The sequence below is a fragment of the Enterococcus sp. DIV1537a genome (assembly GCF_051712085.1).
In the GTDB taxonomy this organism is placed as follows: Bacteria; Bacillota; Bacilli; order Lactobacillales; family Enterococcaceae; genus Enterococcus; species Enterococcus faecalis.
The window spans coordinates 1016201-1033138 of record NZ_JBIOOE010000001.1 but is presented as its reverse complement, the minus strand read 5'-3'; the positions used below and the strand labels follow the sequence as shown (position 1 = coordinate 1033138).

The window sequence follows — 16938 nt, the reverse complement described above, 5'->3', positions numbered from 1 at the left end:
TCTGTTTACTCCTCACGTTGACGAATCGTAAAGCCTTTGCCAGATTTTTTGGAACTAGGCTGTTTGGGTGTAGTCGTTTTTTTATTTTCTTCTTTTCGCGTACGAATCACTGGCTTGCTATTTTTATTAGCGGACGCACTCTTTTCCTCGACAAACGCGTTAGAACGATTATTCTTTTTATGGCGACGACGATGCGTTGTTTTTTCTTTACGTTCCCCTGTTCGTTCAATTACAAAATAGGCACAGCCAAAATTACAATATTCATACAAATAGTCTTCTAGTGTATCAATGCGTTGATCCGGCGCTGCCCGACGATTAGAAGTATCAAAAAAGCCACGCAAGCGTAACTGTTCATAGCCCCAGTCTCCTACGATATAATCATAACGCGCTAATACTTCACTAAACCGTTCACCTAAGCGTTCAGGATCAAAGGCATCACGATGATTTTTAACAATTCGGTACTCTCTTTCACCAATTTGAATATCTGTTTCATTCACAATGGTGACAATTTCCCCTTTTTTCTTTTCTTTTACAGGTTCTTCTTTTATTTCTTCAAGAACTGCTGTTAGTTCTTCTGTAAAGGTTGCAGCAGTTTCTGTTTCTTTTTTTTCGGTTGTCTTTTTGTCTGTCATTTTTTCACCACCTAGTTTTTATTATACCTTGTTTTTATTTGATTGGATAGTGGGCATGCAGATAGTTCGCCACGACAGTTCTTAAAACGTCTGGAAATAAAAATTCGACTTCTCCAACTAACTCAATCGTTGGGAAAAACGGAACAAATTGAAAGTGATCCACTGTTGTCAGCGTATATTTCTGCTCTGGCTGAATAGGTTTCCCTTGCCAAAAAACGGTCTGGCTATTTCGCTCAAAACGAATCCCATCATAACATAATTCGCCAAAAATTTTCCCGCGGAAGCCCATCCCGCGAATCGGAAATTTCCGCAGAAATTGACGACTTTTTTCCATTTCACGAATCAAACGGCTCATGTCTGACCCTTTCAAGGTAACCTTGATTAAGTGCATTGGATGAGGCAAAGCCTCATGTAATTGGTCTGCATTGATTATTCCTTCTGGTAAATCTGCTAAAAATAACCCGTTGTTTAACACAGCCGCTTCGGTCTGTCCCGCTTCTTTTAACGCCTTCAAGGCAACAGTTATAAAGGCATACGGTTGCCGTAAGTCCGTTGACAAGGCTTCAGGGATTTGTGCAATTTGCTGCGCTTGCAATAGTCGATGACCTTCCGTTAAGTAACCCGCAATTTCCTTGGCATCAGTTGCTTGCTCTTCTAAACTTGCTGTTTCAATGGTTTTCGCATAACTTGTGACTTGCTTCGTGTCGGCATCCACAAACAGATGCACTTCACCAATATACTGTCCATATTTGCCAGCAGCTGCTAGTTGTACATGATTAATTTTTTCCCCATCTTTAAATAAATGATGTGTATGGGAACCTAAGATCACTTGAATTTCAGGATAATTCGCCGCAATCATAAAATCAGTATCTATCCCCAAGTGACTAAGCAAAATGAGAACATCACATTGAGGCGCAACTTCTGTAATCAGTTGAGGAAGGACTGCTTCCACTTGTTTGATTGTCCAGCCATTGGGATTATACGTTAAAGGAAATGGTGCGGTTAAGCCAATAAACCCTAACTTTGTACCTTCTTTAGTTGTCATAATTTTATATGCTTGACAAAAATCTGGTAACGTTTGGGTTTTTGGTTCTTCTAAATTAGCTAAGACCACTTCAAATGTTGCCTGATCATATAAATGCTCTAATTGTTTCTTTGAATTGCCGATTCCTTCATTATTTCCAATTGTAACCAGATCATACGCTAATGTATTCATTATAGCTACATTTGCTCGACCATCTGTTGCTTCGGTCAAAGGATGACACCGATCTGAAAAGTCACCTAAATCAATGGTTACGACTGTTTTGCCCTCTTTTTGGTACAGCGAACGTTTGGCTTTAACCAGACGCCGTATTTTGGGCCAATTTTCAAAGTGAGAATGAAGATCATTGGTATGGAACAACACAATCTCTTCCACTAAAATCGCCTCCTTTATTCAGCGCTCTGATTAATAGTACCATATTTATAGAAGAAAGTTACAAAAAAGAACAGATGACTTTAGAAGAATTTCTCCTAAAATCACCTGCTTTTATCAGGACGAACTATGCGTTATTTTTGGGACGCTTGCGTTGCGTCGCTTCCATGATAACTGGTAAGATCACAGGACGACGTTTGGTTTGTTCAAATAAATAACGGCTTAAGTTTTCGCGGATTTCTTGTTTCAGTTTGCTCCATTCGAAATCGTCACTTTCTAAATGCTTTTCAACAATTTCTGTAACAATATTGCTACTTTCTTTCATTAGGTCTTTACTTGTTTTAACGTAAACAAAACCTCTAGAAGTAATTTTAGCTGGTGAAACAATTCGTTTTTCTCGACGATTAATTGTCACAACAGCCACAAAAATACCATCTTCGGAAAGAATACGACGATCCCGTAAAACGATATTACCAATATCGCCGACACCAATCCCGTCAATCATAATATTTTCGGCCGTTGTGCTGCCAGCTACCGACATTCTACCTTTTGTATACTCTAGAATGTCCCCACGACCTGTAATAAAGATATCTTTATAAGGCATGCCAATTTCGTGTGCTAAGTCCGCATGCGCAGCTAACTGGCGGTATTCACCTTGGACAGGAATGAAATATTTTGGTTTCATTAAGTTCAGCATCAATTGCAAGTCATTCGGATTAGCGTGACCAGACACACGTAAATTGTCGGAAATTTGCTTCACCGTAGCACCGGCCCGATAGACAATATCCTCTGTTTTGGCAACCGTTGTTTCCATGGCCGTTGTCGGCGTTGTCGTAATATAAACTAAATCGCCTTCTTCAATTCGAACGACACCATGTGTATTATTAGCCATTTTTTGAAGTGACTTAATCGGTTCTCCCATCCGGCCTGTTTCTAAAATTAATAACTGTTCAGGTGCATATTTTTTCATTTCTTTTGGTTTCACTAATAGATCTTCGCTTGGCAATTGTAATTTTTCCAATTTCATCGCCGTCCGAATAATCCGTTCAAAATCTTGGCCTGTCAAAACGACTTTACGACCAGAACGATCCGCTGCATTCAATACTTGTTGAACCCGTTGCAAATTACTTGCCACACATGCCACGATGATTCGTCCTTCCCAATAGCGAATCGTATCGAACACTTCATCAGCGATTTGGGCTTCGGAAGCAACTTGGACTGGGTTTTCAGCATTTGATGAATCACTAAGTAACGCCAAGACGCCTTCTTTCCCAATTTCAGCCAAGCGGCCATAATCGGTCTGATACATCTCAATCGCACTTTGATCAAATTTAAAATCACCAGTATAAACAATGTTACCTTCTTTTGTTTTGATGCTAACGCCAATCGAATCTGGAATGGTGTGCGTTGTTTTAAAGAAGCTCACCGTTGCTTGACCAAAATCAATTTCTGTATGCGGGTCAATCACATGGAAATCTTTAAATTTCTTCGTTTCCGCATGACTGTTGACACTTAGTTTTGCTAGTTCAATCGTTAATTCTGTCCCAAAAACAGGCACTTGAATTTTTGAAAGCAAATACGGTAAGGCCCCAATTGCATCTGCATGGCCATGTGTTAAAAAGACCCCTGCAATTCGTTCACTATTTTCTTCTAAATACGTAAAATCCGGAATGACAACGTCAATTCCTAAAAGTTCGTTCTCTGGATATTGTAATCCACAATCCAGTACAAAAATTTCATCTTCCACTTCAGCAACGTACATATTTTTTCCATTTTCACGAACGCCGCCTAATGGAACGATTTTTATTGTACTCACTCTTTTCACCTCTCTATGATTACACGTTCTTTAAATCTCTAACGTGCGAATAATTCTTTGCTCTTCTTCTGGTGTACAAGCAACTAGAGGTAAACGTAAATTTCCAACAGGAATACCTAAATGATTTAAGGCCGCTTTCACGGGTGCCGGTGAAGGCACTGAAAACAATGCGTTCATTTTTGGTAATAACTGTCGTTGAATTTTAGCCGCTTCCGGCAAGTTCCCCTGCTCCAGCGCTTGATACATCTCATACATTGACGAACCGAAGACATGACTGGCTACCGAAATAACCCCTTGTCCGCCAAGTGCCTTGGTGGCAAAAGCCAACCCGTCTTCTCCAGTATACACTAGAAAGTCTTTTGGCGCTCTTTCAATCAACTCAGTAATTGCATCTAACCCTGCACATTCTTTAATTGCCACAATTTTTTCCAATTGTGCTAAGCGCAAAGTAGTTTCCACTTCTAGGCATGCAGCCGTTCTACCAGGAACATTGTACAAAATAATTGGCAGTTCACTTGCTTCTGCGATGGTTTTAAAATGTTGATACATACCTTCTTGATTTGGTTTATTATAATAAGGAACAACCGCCAAAACAGCATCGATACCAGCGATTGTCGCTAACTCTTTCACAAAAGCGACTGAGTCACGTGTATCATTCGTACCCACACCACAAATAATCGGAATACGTCCATCGATCAGTTCAATAATTCGCTGGAATAATTGTAATTCTTCTTCATGAGTTAACGTGGGTGATTCACCAGTTGTTCCTGCTAAAATAACGCCTTCTGTATGATTGGCCAATAAATAGTCTACCAATTGCGGTAGTTTATCAAAATCTATTTCTCCCGATTCTTGAAACGGCGTAACCATTGCCGTAATAATTGTTGCATTCGTTAAATCCATCCTATTCCCTCCCGAGTATACAATACAAACCTTCTAGTCGTTTTCAGGTACACGAAGCAAATTCATTTCGTGTAGCGTTTCAGCAATTTGGACCGAGTTCCAAGCAGCTCCTTTTAATAGGTTGTCTGACACAATCCATAAATGGAAACCGTTCTTCACGTCAACGTCTTGACGAATACGGCCGACAAATGTTTCTTTCTGGTTGACGCTATTTAGCGCTTGTGGATATAGTTGTTCACTTGGCTCATCTTGCAAAATTACACCTGGAGCTTGCGCCATTAATTCTTGGATGGCTGAGACCGATGCATCTGCTTGTTTCACTTCTATATAAACAGATTCAGAATGTCCTGAAATTACCGGAATACGGACACAGGTGGCAACGACTTTTAGCTTGTTATCTCCCATGATTTTTTTTGTTTCATTCATCATTTTCCATTCTTCGTAGGTATACCCTGCTTCTGAAAAAACATCAATTTGAGGCAACGCATTAAAAGCAATTGGATAATGTTTTTCGTCACTGCCAGCTGGTAAAATTTCAGCTGACCATTCACTGACAGGTTTTCCCTCTAAAAAATCTTCGGCTTGTTCTTTTAGCTCATTAATTGCACGGATACCTGCGCCACTCACAGCTTGATACGTTGAAACGATGATTCGTTCTAAGCCAAACGCTTGCCGAATTGGTTCTAAGGCCACCATCATTTGAATCGTAGAACAATTGGGATTTGCGATGATTCCCTGATGATTTTTCAAGGCTTCCGGGTTCACTTCTGGAACAACTAAAGGAACATCTTTTGCCATTCTAAAATGGCTAGTGTTGTCAACAACAACAGCTCCGCGCTTAACTGCTTCTGGTGCAAACTTTTCGGAAATACTCCCACCAGCACTAAATAATGCTAAATCGATTCCTTCAAATGATTCCGGGACTAATTCTTCCACGATAAGAGGTTGCCCTTTAAACTGAATCTCTTGTCCAGCAGAACGCTTAGACGCCAATAACCTCACACTGGCAATTGGCAAACTTGTTTCTGCTAACAATTCAATCATTCTTGTCCCGACAGCACCTGTTGCTCCTACCACGGCAACATGATATTCTTTTCCCATATTTTCATACTCCCCTCTTACCTTCTTGTAAAAGCTACTTGTCCTATTTTACCATAGTATTGAAAAAACCTACATAGTCAAAAAAATGATTTTTTTATTTTCCCATGATATTTTAAAACTATTACCCATCAAAGGACTATCCATTGACTTTTGACTTAAATTTGTTATAGTTAAAACGAATTTAATTATAAAGGGAGCGAAATTTCATGGCACGCGTAGAAAGTTTTGAATTAGATCACAACACAGTAAAAGCACCATATGTTCGCCTTGCTGGCACAGAACAAAATGGTGATGCGTTAGTCGAAAAATATGACTTACGTTTCTTACAACCAAACAAAGATGCCCTACCAACAGGCGCATTACACACGTTGGAACATTTATTAGCAGTTAACATGCGTGATGAATTAAAAGGAATCATTGACATTTCGCCAATGGGTTGCCGCACTGGTTTTTATATGATTATGTGGGATCAACATTCACCACAAGAAATCCGTGATGCATTAGTCAACGTTTTAAACAAAGTAATCAATACAGAAGTTGTTCCAGCAGTCTCTGCAAAAGAGTGTGGAAACTACAAAGATCATTCTTTATTTGCAGCGAAAGAATACGCAAAAATCGTCTTAGACCAAGGAATTAGTTTAGATCCATTTGAACGTATTCTGTAATCTTTAGCAATTAACGACAGAGAAACCCACTATTAAGCTGTGGGTTTTTCTGTTCTCTTTCTTAATTTAAACGGAGGTTTTTTATGAATCAAACAATCGAACAATTACTAAGTCACCGTTCCGTTCGTCATTTTAAAAAGCAAACGTTAACGGACAAGCAGAAACAACAGTTAATTACTGCAGCTCAAGCAGGGTCAAGCTCCAATTTTTTACAAGCTTATACAATTATAGAAATCAAAGATCCTGAGCTACGCAGAGAATTGGGACGTTTAGCGAATTGTGAAGACTATGTCGTTAACACTGGTGTGTTCTATGTTTTTGTTGCTGATTTGTATCGTCATGCAACGATTTTGTCAAAAGAGGGGCAATCATTGGAACCCTTAAAGACACCAGAATCATTATTAGTAGCTGCCGTTGATACAACGATTGCTGCGCAAAACATGGCCATTGCGGCTGAATCTATGGATTTAGGGATTTGTTATATTGGCGGTATTCGAAATGACTTAGACACAGTAGCCAAACGCTTATCTTTGCCTGAATTAACTGTACCACTTTTCGGATTAACAATCGGTGTACCAGAAACGTTAAATGGTGTAAAACCACGGATGCCTTTTGAAAATATTTTAAGCGAAAATCACTACCAATCAGACAAATTGACAGATATGCACACATATGATGAATTATTAAAAGATTATTATGCCAGCCGCTCAAGTAACGCCCAAACAGCGGATTGGTCACAGAAGTCTTTGTCCTATTTTTCTTATAATCGTCGCCCAGAAGTAAAAATTTTCTTGCAAAAACAAGGATTTGATGTCTAAACAAAAGAGGGTGGGCTTACGTTGAAATAACGTAAGCCCACCCTCTTTTGTTAATTTTTATTTATCTTTACTAAATTTGTCTTTTAAGTCTTCAAAGCCTTCTTTAACTTTATCAGTTAATTTTTCAGCGCCTTCTTTAAGGTCGTCGCCGGCATCACGTGCTTTGTCTTTTACGTCAGCAAAGGTTGATTGAGCTTTTCCTTCAAGTTCTTTGCCTTTATCATCCGTAACTTTGCCTTGCGCTTCTTTTGCAGTACCTTCTACTTTATCTTTTGCATCGTCAAAACGTCCTTTTAAATCTGCCATGCTAATCCCTCCTAAATAATTAATTACATAATAAGAGTATCATTCTTAGCCATTTCCTTCAAATATAATGCATGAACTGCGAATAAATGGTTAATTTTGAGCCATTAAAGCTTTTTTTGCCAAGGCAAAGCAACCAATTGTTCCTGGATTATCTTCTAAAAGAGGCGTCACCAAGTATTTTTCTAAAGGTGGTGTTTCCACGTATCCATTGACTAATTCAGCAAATTTTTCACGAACTTTCGGCATCAAATGACGTTGTTTCATGACGCCGCCGCCTAAAATGATCACTTCTGGCGCTAATAATAAAGTCGTATTGTACGCTGCTTGCGCTAAATAATAAGCTTCTAGTTCCCAAGTTTTATGATCCTCTTCCAATAAATGTCCTTTTTTACCAGAACGACCTTCAACTGCTGGTCCTGCTGCAATCCCTTCTAAACAATCTCCATGATAAGGACAATTTCCTGCATAAGTATCTTCAGGATGACGACGGACTAACGCATGCCCCATTTCTGGGTGGCTAAAGCCTTCAATAAACTCACCGTTTTGAATCGCTCCAGCGCCAACACCAGTTCCAATTGTATAATATACACAACTAGATGTATGTTGCCCATTTCCAGCAACATACTCACCATATGCCGCAGCATTCACATCCGTTGTCCAAGCCATTGGCACATCAAAATGTTGTTTCATAGTTCCTAACAAGTCAAAGTTACGCCAAGCTAATTTTGGTGTAGAAGTGATATAACCATACGTAGGAGAATCAACGTGAATATCAATCGGACCAAACGAGCCAATCCCAATCGCTTTTAAAGGATATTGTTGGAAAAATTCTATTACCTTTTTCATTGTTTCTTCTGGGGTTGTTGTGGGAAAACTGACACGTTCCACAATGGTCAAATCATCTGTCCCAACGCCACATACAAATTTTGTGCCACCGGCTTCGATACTTCCTAAAAGTTTTTCTGTCATTGCAATATGCTCCTTCGTTTCCATTTTATAAGTAAGCGGATACATTACTTTTGATTAAATAACTAACATACACGTTTAGTTTACCACTTTTTTGTCGTTTCGACAGAACAATTTAACAATTTCAGTCAGGTTGCCCAATGAAATCTGGCAAGTTGCTAAAGAGCATTTTTCTAAAACAAAAAAACGAGCATTCACGGTTATCTAACAATGAATGCTCGTTTTTTGTTTATTGATTCTTTAGCGAAAAATATAACAATAGTCCGATTGTAATCCACCCACCACTAAGTAAAAGCATTAACCAACTTAAAAGCGTTTCTTTTAGAATACTTCTGGGTTCTTTTGCATGCTGAATAAAACTCATACTAGTCAGCAAAGAAAAGAGGAAAAACATAAAACAAATGACCGCTAAACCGCCAGACAACAAAAACCAACTAGCCATTATTCTCACTCTCCTTTTCGCTTATTTTTTGGTAATTATTGCGCCAAATGACACTACAAATTGCCCCGATTGTGATTACTAACAACGTGTAGAAAGTCGGTAACCACCATGTAGGTAGGACCCATTTGACCGTAGCTTCTTGATTTAATTTTTTTGCTTCGCGAGTGTTAATCGTAAATTCTTGTTGAAAAGGCCAAGACTGTTGTTCATCTTGTTGTAAAATAGCACGTCCTGTAAATATATAAGTCCCAGCATCTAGCGGTTGTTTGCCCAAATCAAGATGAAAATTCATGGAACTATTTGGGGCAAAGCGAACATTTTTTAGTGTCCGTTGTGCAATTTTTTTAGAGGATCCTTTTTTTATCACTTGACCTTCTAAACGAACTTCTGGAAAAATAGCAGCATACGGATTTTGAATGACCGCCTTTAGCGATTTGGACCCTAAAGCAATTGTAGGTGTTACTTTCGCTAATTTCAGTTGGTTCACCTCTGTTAAAGGAGCGTTCTCAGCACTCCTCATGGCAATCGCAACATTAAACCCGTAGCGACTGGTTAATCCCGTTGTTTGGTTCTCTTCCTCTGTTTTTTCATCTTTGAGATGCGCATAACCCCCGCCTAAAACAACTCCTTTGATAGGCTGATCAAGTCCCTTCACCTTCATCTTTGCTGATACTGTTTGATGAGGCGGCACACTCACTTCCTCATTTTCTAAAGTAACCAAGTCTGTCAGCGGAACCTTTAACGATGAATCAAGTGGTTTATCAAAATCATTGTACACAATCAACCCATTATCATTTGTTGATGCATTTGCTAGAGTCAATACGATGAACAATTTTTCGTCTGTCTTATTTTTTATGTCTAAGACAATAGTGGAAGATTGCTTTGGTGCCAGAATTAAATCATAATAACTTGATGTTCCTGACACTTGATTTTCTGGTAAAACAGGCGTTACTGTAAATTTAGTCTTCATTTCTTCTGTAGCTTCTACTTTTGGAACAATAATCAAAAATGTGAAAAACAGAAATAGACAGAAAACACCGACTTTTTTTCTACTCATTTCTTCAAGATCTCCTTTATAAAGCTGAATGTACCTACTAGTCTAACAAATCAGCGAAACAATGCTGATCAATCTTTGTCCTTTGGGAAGGATAATCTTGAAAAGAAAGAGGAAAAGATTGGTAAGTTGCTTTATTTCTTTTCTCTGAATTAAAACTACATATTTAACGCAAAAATAGAGGTTTCCCACCACAGTGGAAAACCTCTATAAACCTTGTCATAACAATGTTTTGAAAGACTATGCGTCTGGATTTGCGTTTTCGTCTTTGAGACCGTATTTTTTGTTGAAACGGTCCACACGTCCGTCGGCTTGTGTGAATTTTTGACGACCAGTGTAGAATGGGTGTGAGTCTGAAGTAACCTCAACACGTAATAATGGATAAGTGTTGCCATCTTCCCATTCAACAGTTTCTGAAGATCCTTTAGTTGAACCTGAAAGGAATTTGAAACCTGTTGTTGAATCCATGAATACTACTGGTTGGTAATTTGGATGGATATCTTGTTTCATACGTTTTTTCGCTCCTTTGCCCTGATCCATTTGCTGTATCAGAGTTATTTTGTCGGTATACAACAATGCTATCTTACCATGTTTTCAGTTGGTATGCAATTATCTTTTTGGATTTCTTTTAATTTGTTTACCAAACGAAACATCATGGAAAACTTCAAATAATTGTTGATTATTTTGGGTCCGTTTTAACATTTTTATGAATTGATCCGTATATTCCAGCGAGTCTCCTGACATATTATTTCTCAATTTCCACGTTTCTTCTAGTTGTTCTGGTGGCATTAGCAATTCTTCTTTTCGCGTACTTGATTTTTTAATATCAATTGCTGGGAAAATACGGCGCTCTGCTAATTCACGAGATAAATGGAGCTCCATGTTGCCTGTGCCTTTGAATTCTTCATAGATGACATCATCCATTCGGCTACCTGTATCCACCAATGCCGTGGCTAAAATAGTCAGACTGCCCCCTTCTTCGATATTTCTGGCAGCACCAAAAAATCGTTTAGGTTTGAAAAACGCAGCTGGATCTATTCCGCCACTTAAGGTTCGACCACTAGGCGGGACCACTAAATTATAGGCCCTTGCTAAACGAGTGATGCTGTCCATTAAAATAACTACGTCCCGTTTATCTTCAACTAAGCGCATTGCTCGATCCAGAACCAATTCAGCAACTCGCGTATGATTTTGTGGTTGTTGATCAAAAGTTGAAGAAACCACATCGCCTTTAACGCTTCGCTCTAAATCAGTCACTTCTTCAGGACGCTCGTCAATTAGCAACAGAATCAATTCCACATCAGGATGATTTTCTGTAATCCCATTAGCAATTTCCTTTAAAACACTTGTTTTTCCCGCTTTTGGCGGCGCTACAATTAAACCACGTTGCCCAAAACCAATTGGGGCAAATACATCAATCATTCGTGTTGATAATCTGCCAGCCGTGGTTTCTAACGTTAATTGTTTTTCAGGATACAATGGTGTTAGCGCTGGAAAATGTGGCCGCTCTTTCGCTTCTTCAGGATCTTTCCCATTGACACTTTCAACATGCATGAGTCCATAGTAACGTTCTGATTCCTTTGGCGGACGCGCCTTGCCAGCTACTTTGTCCCCATTTCTCAATCCGAAACGACGAATTTGAGAAGAAGAAATATAAATGTCTTCTGCACTTGGTCCATAATTAATTGGCCGCAAAAAGCCATAACCATCCTGAGAAACAATATCTAAAATTCCTTCCATGAAGAAAAACCCTTGCTTCTCAGCTTGTGCACGAATCACAGCTAAAGACAATTCTTTTTTGTTCATTTGGCTATAATAAGGAATTTTAAACTCTTTCGCGTACGCATAAATATCTTTTAACGTACTGTTTTCCAATTCAGCCATTGTTAAATAGTCGCTCATTGATCCACCTCAAACGGACCTTCTTGTTCTTCGGTTTCTAGCATTTGAATATCAGCACCCAAAGCAGTTAACTTTTCGATAATGTGGTCGTACCCACGTAAAATATATTCTACATTATAAATTGTGGTCGTACCTTCAGCCATCAAGCCGGCAGTGACTAAGCAAGCGCCTGCCCGTAAATCAGAGGCGACTACTTCTGCACCGTGCAATTGATTTGGACCATTTAAAATAATCATATTGCCTTCAACCGAAGCATCAGCCCCCATCCGCACTAACTCAGGGATATGCTTATTTCGTTGAGCATAAATCGTATCAATAATTTCACCAGTTCCTTGCGCTTTTAAAAGTAATGGCGTTAACGGTTGTTGCAAGTCTGTGGCAAAACCAGGATATGGATAGGTTTTCACCGTTGTCATTTTCAGATCATGTGACGGATGAACTTCAATCATGTCTTCTTCAATTGTCATCTTAACGCCTATTTCTTGCAATTTCGCAATGAAGCTTTCTAAATGCTCATAAATAACATTTCGAACTTTGATTCCTTCACCCATAGCTGCTGCCATAGCTAAATAAGTCCCAGCTTCAATTCGATCTGGAATAATCGAGTGACGACAACCATGTAATTCTTCGACACCTTCAATCCGAATAACGTCCGTTCCAGCTCCTCGGACTTTTGCACCCATGTTATTTAATAGTGTAGCAATATCAATAATTTCTGGCTCACGCGCAGCATTTTCAATAATCGTTTTGCCTTTGGCTTTAACTGCGGCTAACATGACATTGATTGTAGCACCAATAGATACCATATCCATAAAAATTCGTGTTCCTTGTAAGCCAGCTTCGTCTGTTCTCAAGTACATCGCCCCATGTTCGTTGGTTACATGAGCGCCTAATGCTTCAAATCCTTTGATATGTAAATCAATTGGACGAGGTCCTAAGTAACAACCGCCAGGTAAGCCGACAACGCCTTCCCCAAATCGACCAAGAAGTGAGCCCATAAAATAATAGGACGCACGTAAGCTATTGATTTTTCCTTTTGGCATTGGCACAGAAACAACTTCTGTTGGGTCAATAATTAATGTATTATTTTCAAAAGTAATTTTAGCACCCATAATTTCTAAAATTTCAATTAATGAGTGAACATCCTGAATGTCAGGAACGCCATCTAAAGTCACGGGCGAATCTGCTAAAATAGCAGCTGGAATTAAAGCGACCACACTATTTTTGGCGCCGCTAATGGTTACTTCGCCCTTTAATGGACGATTCCCATTGATTACGATTTTTTTCATTTATATTCTCACCTATCTGTAATATACGTTTTCTAAATAAACTACCCAATCATTCTATCATAATCAAGCTTAAGAAAAAAGAAAACTTCTCAGGTATTTTAATAGAATGAAAAAATAACAAAAAATAAAAAAGACAGCCACGTGCTGTGGCTGTCTTTAACGTAACTAGTTGATTAAGCTTTGTTAGCTGAACCGAACCAATCAATGTGTTCTTCTGCATCTTTGATGATTGCAGCTTTACCTGGTGCTAATAATTTACGAGGGTCAAATCCTTTACCTTCTAAATCTTTACCAGCTTCAATATATTCGCGCGTTGCTTTAGCGAATGATAATTGGAATTCTGTATTTACGTTAACTTTTGAGATACCCATTGAAATTGCTTTTTCAATTTGTTCTTGAGGAATACCAGAACCTCCGTGTAATACTAGAGGTACATCAGAACCGACAGCTTCAGCAATTGCTTGTAAGTGATCAAATGCTAAACCTTTCCAGTTTTCTGGATATTGACCATGGATGTTACCGATACCACATGCTAAGTAGTCAATACCTGTAGCAACCATTTGTTTACATTCTTCGATATCAGCTAATTCGCCAGTACCGATGATTCCGTCTTCTTCACCACCGATTGAACCAACTTCACATTCGACAGAAATACCTTTAGCGTGAGCTTTTTCAACTACATCTTTCGCTAATTTTAAGTTTTCTTCGAATGGTAAGTGAGAACCATCAAACATGATTGAAGTATAGCCAACTTCGATACATTCTAAAGCAGCTTCGTAGTCACCGTGGTCTAAGTGAATTGCTACTGGAACTGTGATATTCATTGAGTCTACTAAATTAGTAATCATGTCTTTAGCTACTTTGTAGCCGCCCATGTATTTAGCAGCGCCCATTGATGTTTGGATTAGAACTGGTGCTTTTTTAGCTTCTGCTGCTTCTAAAATCGCTTGTGTCCATTCTAAGTTATTTGTGTTATAGCCACCTACTGCATAGCCGCCTTTACGTGCTGCTTTTAAGAATTCTGCTCCTGATACTACTGGCATAAAAAATTCCTCCTAAGTTTTTAAAAACTTTATTTGTTAGGTGTTCCCTAACCAACGGTTCTATTTTAGCAGAATTCCTGACACTTTTCTAGTAAAATTCCCTTTTTCAGAAAATTTTTGTCTATTCTTTCACATAACCTTCATTTTTATAAAAAAACCTCCAGTTTTCCCGTTATCACTTTGGGATCTGAAGGCCGACTTGCTATTTTAATTTTTTCTTTGGTGGATAACGTTTCACCTTGTAAGATTGAAGCTCAGGAAATGTTCCTGTACTATGAAAAATCCGTTGTTCATCTTCATTGGCAAAACGCCCTAAAACCGATTGTGTTGGTAAAATATTTACAAAGGCATTCTCATCGATACTGTAAACTGCTTGTTCTAAATCATAGAGTTCGTAGCGAGTAATGACCATCATAATCATCCGACCTTCTGCACCTGAATAGCCGCCGATTGAAGGCAACAAGGTCATGCCACGAGCGATTTGTTGAGAAACTTCTAAGGCAACGGCTTCTGGTCTCGTGGTGACAATCATTGCTGTGACTTTTTGGTGACTGGTATGAATCATGTCGACCACCTGACTCAAACAGTAAATAGAAATAATAGTATACAACGCACTTTCCCAGTTAAATACAAAACCAGCCAACAGCACAATAATACCATTTAATAAGAACATAAAATTACCAACTGTTTTCCCTGTTGTTTTTGAAAGAATCAGTGAAATAATGTCCATGCCGCCAGTGTTAAAGCCCATTTTCAATGAAAGCCCTGCGCCAACGCCGACTAAGACACCACCCATAATTGCGTTCATCAAAGGATTCGTTGTGACTGTTACGATTGGCACAAACATAGTGACAACGGAAATGCCAATAACATTGATGAAACTAAGAATCGTTGATTGTTTCCCTAATTTTACAAACCCTAGAATGAAGACGGGAATGTTTAAAAATAAAATGAAGATCCCTGTATTAATATGGATTCCTAAATTTGTATATAATAATGTAGCAATGATTTGCGCAATTCCGTTCATCCCTGCCGAAAAAACTTTTGCCGGAATCAAAAAGAAATTCAAACCGACCGCAGAAGTCAAAGCGGTTATCGCCATCACTGCTATTTTTTTTATCGATTCATTTCTTTGGTAAGTACTAACCAATCGACTCATTTTTCTTCGCTCCTTCGCTATTCTTCTGACTTAGAATAACAGGTTCTATCCTAAAAGAAAAGGGGCTAAAAGCGAACATTGAAAATTTTTTTTGCAACGTTTCCATAAAAGAATGCGGGAAGATATCCCTAAAAATTGATCTTCTTATTTCTCTATTCAAAATGATTCTAACCTAACCTTTTTTACTATTTCATGATATGATGAAGCAAAGAATATTTTAGGAGGTTTTTACATGGCTGCAAAAGAAGCAAGTTTTGATGTAGTTTCAGAGGTCAATATGGAGGAAGTCAAAAACGCAATTCAAATTGCCTTGAAAGAATTGAAAAATCGTTTTGACTTTAAAGGGTCAATTGCTGATATTAAATTGGAAAACGATAAACTAGTAGTCGTAGCTGAAGATGATTATAAAGTCGAGCAAGTGAAGGATATTTTATTTGGAAAATTAGTCAAACGCAATGTTCCGATTAAAAATATTCATTTCTCAGAAAGTGAAAAAGCCTTAGGCGGTACTGCTCGCCAATATGGTGATTTAATCAGTGGTATTGATAAAGAAAATGCAAAAAAAATCAACACAGCTATCAAAAACTCTGGGATTAAAGTTAAGTCACAAATCCAAGAAGACAAAATTCGGGTAACTGGAAAAAGTCGGGATGATTTACAAAAAGTCATGGCTCTTTTACGAGAATTAGATTTACCAATGGCTCTTGAGTTTAATAATTATCGCTAAAAAAATCCTTCAACTGTTAATGAACAGTTGAAGGATTTTTTGGTTTTGGTACCGGCCATTCTTGATTATTCAATAAAACGATTGGTCGGCGTTGAATTTTTTCTGAAAAAGCGGCAATTGCTTTGAAGACCTTTGGCATAAAATAAAACGCATTTAATTCTTCTAAATCCAGTTCTTCTTCTGCCGTAAACGAGACACAAACCTCTTGTTCTGAAAGCATAATTTCAATTTTCTTTAAAAATTGAAGTTGCCGCATTCCCGGCACGAAATAACCAGCCTTTGCAACACGAGAGGTTGTAATGTCTAATTTATCACTAATGATTAGCGCTAGCGTCATTAGCTCTTCCGAATCAAAGCCGTTACTATGATTTTCTATAGAAGATAAAATTTCTTCTTGATAAGGCAAACAAATCTTTTGCTTACGAAAATATGCTTCTGCAAATTGTTTCCCCCGAAGTGCATGTCCTGCTTTTCCTTGTAGCGCACCCACATCATGGAGCAGTGCCGCAATTTTTGCCGCTTCTAAATACTCCTCTGAAACAGCAAGTTGTTTCAAAATCATTTCAGTCATGGCTACGACATTGGTTACATGAAGCCAATTATGGTATGCCCACCCAGCTTCTTCATCTTCCATTTGACCAATTGCATCATAAATTTGTCGAATTTCAGTATCTTGATGAATGCGTTCAAACAGCTTCATT

18 protein-coding genes are annotated in these 16938 nt (G+C 38.5%); 3 read left to right on the top strand and 15 right to left on the bottom strand.

Annotated elements, in window-relative coordinates:
• Positions 1-5: 5 nt before the first annotated feature.
• The 5 genes from IGJ41_RS05255 to IGJ41_RS05235 all read right to left on the bottom strand — a co-directional run bounded on the left by IGJ41_RS05255 (position 6) and on the right by IGJ41_RS05235 (position 5866).
• The gene (locus IGJ41_RS05255) at positions 6-632 is read right to left on the bottom strand and encodes a YutD family protein (protein ID WP_438714019.1); all 627 of its coding nucleotides are present in this window, start codon (positions 630-632) and stop codon (positions 6-8) included.
• Positions 633-666: 34 nt separating this feature from the next.
• The gene (locus IGJ41_RS05250; RefSeq protein WP_173963576.1) at positions 667-2049 is read right to left on the bottom strand and encodes a bifunctional metallophosphatase/5'-nucleotidase; all 1383 of its coding nucleotides are present in this window, start codon (positions 2047-2049) and stop codon (positions 667-669) included.
• A 124-nt stretch (positions 2050-2173) separates the two neighbouring features.
• Entirely contained in the window at positions 2174-3862 is a 1689-nt protein-coding gene (locus IGJ41_RS05245; RefSeq protein ID WP_002375145.1) for a ribonuclease J, read from the bottom strand.
• Positions 3863-3892: 30 nt separating this feature from the next.
• Positions 3893-4765 carry a 4-hydroxy-tetrahydrodipicolinate synthase gene (gene dapA, locus IGJ41_RS05240; RefSeq protein WP_002361644.1) on the bottom strand — a complete coding sequence of 291 codons (873 nt, stop codon included), beginning with the start codon at positions 4763-4765 and terminating at the stop codon, positions 3893-3895.
• A 33-nt stretch (positions 4766-4798) separates the two neighbouring features.
• Positions 4799-5866, bottom strand: a complete 1068-nt coding sequence (locus IGJ41_RS05235; protein ID WP_002381968.1) for an aspartate-semialdehyde dehydrogenase — start codon at positions 5864-5866, stop codon at positions 4799-4801.
• Positions 5867-6072: 206 nt separating this feature from the next.
• Here IGJ41_RS05235 and IGJ41_RS05230 point away from each other — a divergent pair, with 206 nt between their 5' ends.
• Both IGJ41_RS05230 and nfsA read left to right on the top strand, forming a co-directional pair.
• Positions 6073-6531: an S-ribosylhomocysteine lyase gene (locus IGJ41_RS05230; protein ID WP_002357960.1), complete on the top strand. Its 459-nt coding sequence runs from the start codon at positions 6073-6075 to the stop codon at positions 6529-6531.
• A gap of 83 nt (positions 6532-6614) precedes the next feature.
• Complete coding sequence (gene nfsA / locus IGJ41_RS05225; RefSeq protein WP_104855679.1) at positions 6615-7349, top strand: oxygen-insensitive NADPH nitroreductase; 735 nt, start codon at positions 6615-6617, stop codon at positions 7347-7349.
• A gap of 57 nt (positions 7350-7406) precedes the next feature.
• Here nfsA and IGJ41_RS05220 read toward each other — a convergent pair whose 3' ends face one another.
• The 9 genes from IGJ41_RS05220 to IGJ41_RS05180 all read right to left on the bottom strand — a co-directional run bounded on the left by IGJ41_RS05220 (position 7407) and on the right by IGJ41_RS05180 (position 15510).
• On the bottom strand, positions 7407-7655 hold the full coding sequence (locus IGJ41_RS05220) for a YtxH domain-containing protein (RefSeq protein WP_002357962.1): 249 nt from the start codon (positions 7653-7655) through the stop codon (positions 7407-7409).
• 90 nt (positions 7656-7745) lie between these two features.
• Complete coding sequence (gene scrK / locus IGJ41_RS05215; protein ID WP_002377804.1) at positions 7746-8624, bottom strand: fructokinase ScrK; 879 nt, start codon at positions 8622-8624, stop codon at positions 7746-7748.
• Positions 8625-8850: 226 nt separating this feature from the next.
• Positions 8851-9063 carry a hypothetical protein gene (locus tag IGJ41_RS05210; protein ID WP_153854034.1) on the bottom strand — a complete coding sequence of 71 codons (213 nt, stop codon included), beginning with the start codon at positions 9061-9063 and terminating at the stop codon, positions 8851-8853.
• Positions 9056-10120 carry a DUF916 and DUF3324 domain-containing protein gene (locus IGJ41_RS05205; protein ID WP_438714015.1) on the bottom strand — a complete coding sequence of 355 codons (1065 nt, stop codon included), beginning with the start codon at positions 10118-10120 and terminating at the stop codon, positions 9056-9058. The genes IGJ41_RS05210 and IGJ41_RS05205 overlap by 8 nt, the downstream gene beginning before the upstream one ends.
• Before the next feature lie 237 nt (positions 10121-10357).
• The gene (locus IGJ41_RS05200) at positions 10358-10627 is read right to left on the bottom strand and encodes a type B 50S ribosomal protein L31 (RefSeq protein ID WP_002357967.1); all 270 of its coding nucleotides are present in this window, start codon (positions 10625-10627) and stop codon (positions 10358-10360) included.
• 99 nt (positions 10628-10726) lie between these two features.
• The gene (gene rho / locus IGJ41_RS05195) at positions 10727-12019 is read right to left on the bottom strand and encodes a transcription termination factor Rho (protein WP_010827306.1); all 1293 of its coding nucleotides are present in this window, start codon (positions 12017-12019) and stop codon (positions 10727-10729) included.
• Positions 12016-13308, bottom strand: a complete 1293-nt coding sequence (locus IGJ41_RS05190) for a UDP-N-acetylglucosamine 1-carboxyvinyltransferase (protein WP_002388029.1) — start codon at positions 13306-13308, stop codon at positions 12016-12018. The genes rho and IGJ41_RS05190 overlap by 4 nt, the downstream gene beginning before the upstream one ends.
• A gap of 173 nt (positions 13309-13481) precedes the next feature.
• Positions 13482-14351 carry a class II fructose-bisphosphate aldolase gene (locus IGJ41_RS05185; RefSeq protein ID WP_002357972.1) on the bottom strand — a complete coding sequence of 290 codons (870 nt, stop codon included), beginning with the start codon at positions 14349-14351 and terminating at the stop codon, positions 13482-13484.
• Between the two features lie 202 nt (positions 14352-14553).
• Positions 14554-15510, bottom strand: a complete 957-nt coding sequence (locus tag IGJ41_RS05180) for a YitT family protein (protein ID WP_002381974.1) — start codon at positions 15508-15510, stop codon at positions 14554-14556.
• A gap of 232 nt (positions 15511-15742) precedes the next feature.
• Between IGJ41_RS05180 and IGJ41_RS05175 the strand changes: the two genes are divergently transcribed.
• Positions 15743-16237: a YajQ family cyclic di-GMP-binding protein gene (locus IGJ41_RS05175; RefSeq protein WP_002357974.1), complete on the top strand. Its 495-nt coding sequence runs from the start codon at positions 15743-15745 to the stop codon at positions 16235-16237.
• 16 nt (positions 16238-16253) lie between these two features.
• On the opposite strand, the gene IGJ41_RS05170 is transcribed toward IGJ41_RS05175, so the two are convergent.
• Positions 16254-16937, bottom strand: coding sequence for an HD domain-containing protein (locus tag IGJ41_RS05170; protein WP_002384700.1), 684 nt, complete (start codon positions 16935-16937; stop codon positions 16254-16256).
• Position 16938: the final 1 nt, after the last annotated feature.

Coding starts and splice junctions, on each gene's coding strand:
- rho (WP_010827306.1), bottom strand. CDS start 12,019: ATGAGCGACTATTTAACAATGGCTGAATTGGAAAACAGTACGTTAAAA.
- dapA (WP_002361644.1), bottom strand. CDS start 4,765: ATGGATTTAACGAATGCAACAATTATTACGGCAATGGTTACGCCGTTT.
- IGJ41_RS05205 (WP_438714015.1), bottom strand. CDS start 10,120: ATGAGTAGAAAAAAAGTCGGTGTTTTCTGTCTATTTCTGTTTTTCACA.
- IGJ41_RS05230 (WP_002357960.1), top strand. CDS start 6,073: ATGGCACGCGTAGAAAGTTTTGAATTAGATCACAACACAGTAAAAGCA.
- IGJ41_RS05210 (WP_153854034.1), bottom strand. CDS start 9,063: ATGGCTAGTTGGTTTTTGTTGTCTGGCGGTTTAGCGGTCATTTGTTTT.
- IGJ41_RS05220 (WP_002357962.1), bottom strand. CDS start 7,655: ATGGCAGATTTAAAAGGACGTTTTGACGATGCAAAAGATAAAGTAGAA.
- IGJ41_RS05255 (WP_438714019.1), bottom strand. CDS start 632: ATGACAGACAAAAAGACAACCGAAAAAAAAGAAACAGAAACTGCTGCA.
- IGJ41_RS05200 (WP_002357967.1), bottom strand. CDS start 10,627: ATGAAACAAGATATCCATCCAAATTACCAACCAGTAGTATTCATGGAT.
- IGJ41_RS05235 (WP_002381968.1), bottom strand. CDS start 5,866: ATGGGAAAAGAATATCATGTTGCCGTGGTAGGAGCAACAGGTGCTGTC.
- IGJ41_RS05185 (WP_002357972.1), bottom strand. CDS start 14,351: ATGCCAGTAGTATCAGGAGCAGAATTCTTAAAAGCAGCACGTAAAGGC.
- IGJ41_RS05190 (WP_002388029.1), bottom strand. CDS start 13,308: ATGAAAAAAATCGTAATCAATGGGAATCGTCCATTAAAGGGCGAAGTA.
- nfsA (WP_104855679.1), top strand. CDS start 6,615: ATGAATCAAACAATCGAACAATTACTAAGTCACCGTTCCGTTCGTCAT.
- IGJ41_RS05170 (WP_002384700.1), bottom strand. CDS start 16,937: ATGAAGCTGTTTGAACGCATTCATCAAGATACTGAAATTCGACAAATT.
- IGJ41_RS05180 (WP_002381974.1), bottom strand. CDS start 15,510: ATGAGTCGATTGGTTAGTACTTACCAAAGAAATGAATCGATAAAAAAA.
- scrK (WP_002377804.1), bottom strand. CDS start 8,624: ATGACAGAAAAACTTTTAGGAAGTATCGAAGCCGGTGGCACAAAATTT.
- IGJ41_RS05175 (WP_002357974.1), top strand. CDS start 15,743: ATGGCTGCAAAAGAAGCAAGTTTTGATGTAGTTTCAGAGGTCAATATG.